The 3,354-nt window shown below is 63.9% G+C and carries 5 protein-coding genes; all 5 read left to right on the top strand.

What is annotated here, in order from left to right; genetic code table 11:
* Window positions 1-195 precede the first annotated feature (195 nt).
* The 5 genes from WAW17_RS13225 (at window position 196) to nrdH (ending at window position 3,197) form a co-directional block, all read left to right on the top strand.
* Window positions 196-561, top strand: a complete 366-nt coding sequence (locus tag WAW17_RS13225) for a hypothetical protein (protein WP_422333420.1) — start codon at window positions 196-198, stop codon at window positions 559-561.
* Between the two features lie 88 nt (window positions 562-649).
* Complete coding sequence (locus WAW17_RS13230; protein ID WP_422333421.1) at window positions 650-2,275, top strand: ParB/RepB/Spo0J family partition protein; 1,626 nt, start codon at window positions 650-652, stop codon at window positions 2,273-2,275.
* 51 nt (window positions 2,276-2,326) lie between these two features.
* On the top strand, window positions 2,327-2,545 hold the full coding sequence (locus WAW17_RS13235) for a type II toxin-antitoxin system HicA family toxin (protein WP_422333422.1): 219 nt from the start codon (window positions 2,327-2,329) through the stop codon (window positions 2,543-2,545).
* Complete coding sequence (locus tag WAW17_RS13240) at window positions 2,542-2,937, top strand: hypothetical protein (RefSeq protein ID WP_422333423.1); 396 nt, start codon at window positions 2,542-2,544, stop codon at window positions 2,935-2,937. The genes WAW17_RS13235 and WAW17_RS13240 overlap by 4 nt, the downstream gene beginning before the upstream one ends.
* Before the next feature lie 32 nt (window positions 2,938-2,969).
* Window positions 2,970-3,197 carry a glutaredoxin-like protein NrdH gene (gene nrdH, locus WAW17_RS13245; RefSeq protein WP_422333424.1) on the top strand — a complete coding sequence of 76 codons (228 nt, stop codon included), beginning with the start codon at window positions 2,970-2,972 and terminating at the stop codon, window positions 3,195-3,197.
* The last annotated feature ends 157 nt before the right edge of the window (window positions 3,198-3,354 follow it).

Below are 3,354 nucleotides of genomic sequence, written 5' to 3' on the forward strand. Positions count from 1 at the left end.
TCACCAACGAACGTGAGTACGACTACCGGGACGGCGACGACCATCACGCCGCAACAAACTACTACGCAGGCCATTTCTGCGGATGCGGTGACTACTCGTGCCCCGCTTCTATCGACAACCACAAGCGCTGCGTCAATTCGGACTACTGATCTGTCAGGGCACAAGGCCCTGGTCACTTGGGCAATGGAGGTAACTATGAGCGGCACAAAAGATTTCGTGGTCAACGGAGTCATCACCAGCAGTCCTGACGTCGCACGCGCCGAACGGACTCAGGCACAACCCATCGAACGAAAGGCGCACAAGGTGTACGACATCCTGGCTGTCTGCGAGTCCGCGGACACGTTCGTCGAAGTGGTTTTCGCGCACAAGTCGATGGTCGAATCGGTCGCCCTCCTCGAATGCCGCTACGTCGACCGCTACGTCGCGTTGCTCGAGGCACTGGGATACGACGCGGTCGCCGCCGACCTTCGCGCCGTGCACCTTTCGGAGTACTTCCTCCACCAGCAGCGTTACGGGCAAACGCACCCGGCAGCCGTCCGGGCCGGGTCAGTGACTGCGTAACCGAGACATACCCACCCGGAAACACAAGACACCGGGCAGCTGATATCTGCCCGGTGTCTTGGACCCGAATCTTACGAGAGGCACCATCATGACCGCAATTCCGAACGGACCCGTCGCCGAGATCGTCGACGGCGGCGAAGTCTTCGTCCGACTCGACCCGCACGCCCTCGACATCGGTGCCAACGTCCGCGACCAGGTGGATCTGTCCGCCACACCCGAATTCGTGGAGTCCATTCGTGACCACGGGGTGCTCGAAGCGATCAGTGCCGTGCAGCACGCAGACGGACGGATCATGGTCCGGGATGGACAGAGGCGCACTCTGGCCGCGCGTGAGGCCGGCACCGCCACGATTCCGGTGATCGTGCGATTGGATACCGCCGCAGACGAGCGGGAACGAGAGGGTGAACGGGTGGTCGCCCAGCTGGAGGCGAACGAGCATCGGCTCGCTCTCACCCCCGGTCAGCGTGCCGCAGGGGTGGCGGAGCTGTTGGATCTGGGTTTCTCGGTGACCAAGGTCGCCAAGTCGATCCACGCGAACCAGGCGTGGGTGGAGAAGGCCGCGAAGATCGGCAGATCCAAGGCTGCGCGCACCACCCTGGACGAGAACCAGCTCGATTTCGAGCGGGCCGCGATCCTCGCGGAGTTCGACTCGGACGTCGAAGCAGTGCGCGAACTGCTCGACTGCGGGAGCTGGCGGTTCCACTCGACCGCCGAAGAACTGCGAGCCGCCCGAATCGAGCGGGAGGAATTCGAGGAGGCAGCAGCACCCTACGTGGCGAAAGGATTCCGCGTTCTGCCCGACCACCCCGGGTACGGGAGCGTGCTTGCGATGGCGGACCTGCGCACTGCCGAGGGCGGCGAGGTCACCATCGACAACGTCGAGGCCGACCCCGCCCATTGGACGGTGGTGCTGAGCAGGGGCCAGCTCCTCTCCGATATCGAGACCGGACTGCCGATCGAGGAGGATGCCGTCGACTGGTACACCGAAGGTGAGGCCGAGGTCGAGGCGGAGGAAGGGCTGGTCCACTGCAACACCGTCAACATCGAGGACACCTGGTTTCCCGAGTACGTGTGCGCCGATCCGGACGCCGCAGGGCTACGCCTCTCGCCCGTCATGGCTGCGGTACGAGCTGGCGGACCAGGAGCGGACGCAGCGGTCACCGCAGGGGATCCGGGCGCGGAGGCGGAGCGGCACAGGCTCGAAACCCAGGCCGAGGACAAACGTAAGCAGCTCGAGACGGAGGAGCGCGTACGGCGCGAACGCAAAATGGTGCGAGCGCTCAACCTCAAAACAGAAGCGGCGACCGTCGTGCGGCGCAAGTTTCTGTGCAGTCTGCTCGCGGCCAAGACCCCACCGAAGTTCGCTGCCGCGTACGTGGCCATCGCCCTCGCCGGGGACACACACCTGCTGACCGAATACCAGTCCTACGGCGTGCTCCGGGAGTTGCTGGGAGTCACAGGGTCGAACAGCTCCTCCGAGTTCGTGGCCGATCAGGTCACCAGGTTCGGTGCCGGCCGCGCCCAGGTGCTCACGCTGGCGCTGGTGATCGCGGCTCAGGAATCGCGCATGGTCAAGGACGGGTGGCGGAGCAAGCCCAGAGGCGGCGAGGCCTACCTGGGATTCCTCGAGGAACTGGGGCATCAGCTGACCCCGATCGAGGAAATCATGGTCGGAAGGCGAGTCCCCGATCAGGTCTTCGACCTCGACGAATGATGTTGTCTATCCCCCTTGACTTGGCTAGTCGAGGGGGATAGACTTACCCTTATGACGAAGCGAGCGGAACTCCTCAAGGAGATACGGGCTTTCGCGAAAGACGCGGGACTCGACATCGTGGAGACCGAGGGTGGCAGCCACACCAAAGTGGTGGTCGGAGGACGACGCACCGTCGTTGCCCGGCACGGGGAGATTCCCGAGGTGACCGCCAAGGCGATCCGCAAGCAGCTCGGAATGACCGAGACACGTCAGGGAAAGGGCAGGAAATGAAGGTCACGGCACACGCGGTGCGCTCCGATGATTGGTGGTCGGTCGACGTTCCCGAGGTCGACGGTTTGTTCACCCAAGCCAAGCGGCTCGACCAGATCCCCGCGATGGTCGCCGACGCGGCGGAACTGCTGACCGGAGTTCCGGCCGATCAGGTGGAGGTCACGCTCGACTACGACATCGGAGACCCAGCCGCACTTCGAGAGATCGCCGAGGTGAAGCAGCGAAGCGCGGAGGCGCAGCGGGCGGTGGAGAAGGCGTCGCGTACCTCGCGGGCAGTGGTGCACGACCTGCGCGGACGAGGGCTGTCGATGCGCGATGTGGCCACCATCCTCGAGATCAGTTATCAGCGCGTCGCACAGCTGGACAAGGACAAAGGCAAAGCCACAGCCTGACCGGCGGGTGTGGGAGTAGGGGAGCAAATCTCATGGACGTCACCGTCTGGCGCAAACCCGCGTGCGTTCAATGCAACGCCACCTACCCGGCTCTCGACAGAGCCGGTATCGAGTACATGATTGTCGACATCACCGAAGACGGCAACGCTCGGGACTACGTGCTGAGCCTGGGATACCTACAAGCACCCATTGTTATTGCGGGAGAAGAGCAGTGGTCCGGATTCCGGTCTGACCGAATCAAGGACCTGGACGCAGCCTGATGGACGCCACGGCAGCCGGTCACCGGCAGGAAGACCACGCGATGCTCATCGCACTTGATGCCGACCCGGACGAGACCATCTCAGCCGATGACATGGACTACGGCGCGCGACTGGACATAGAGGCGCAGCTGCTGTGCGCACTCCTGTGGGCTCAGCC

Origin of the sequence: Rhodococcus sp. (in: high G+C Gram-positive bacteria) (assembly GCF_049286785.1) — a bacterium.
Lineage (GTDB): Bacteria > Actinomycetota > Actinomycetes > Mycobacteriales > Mycobacteriaceae > Rhodococcus_F.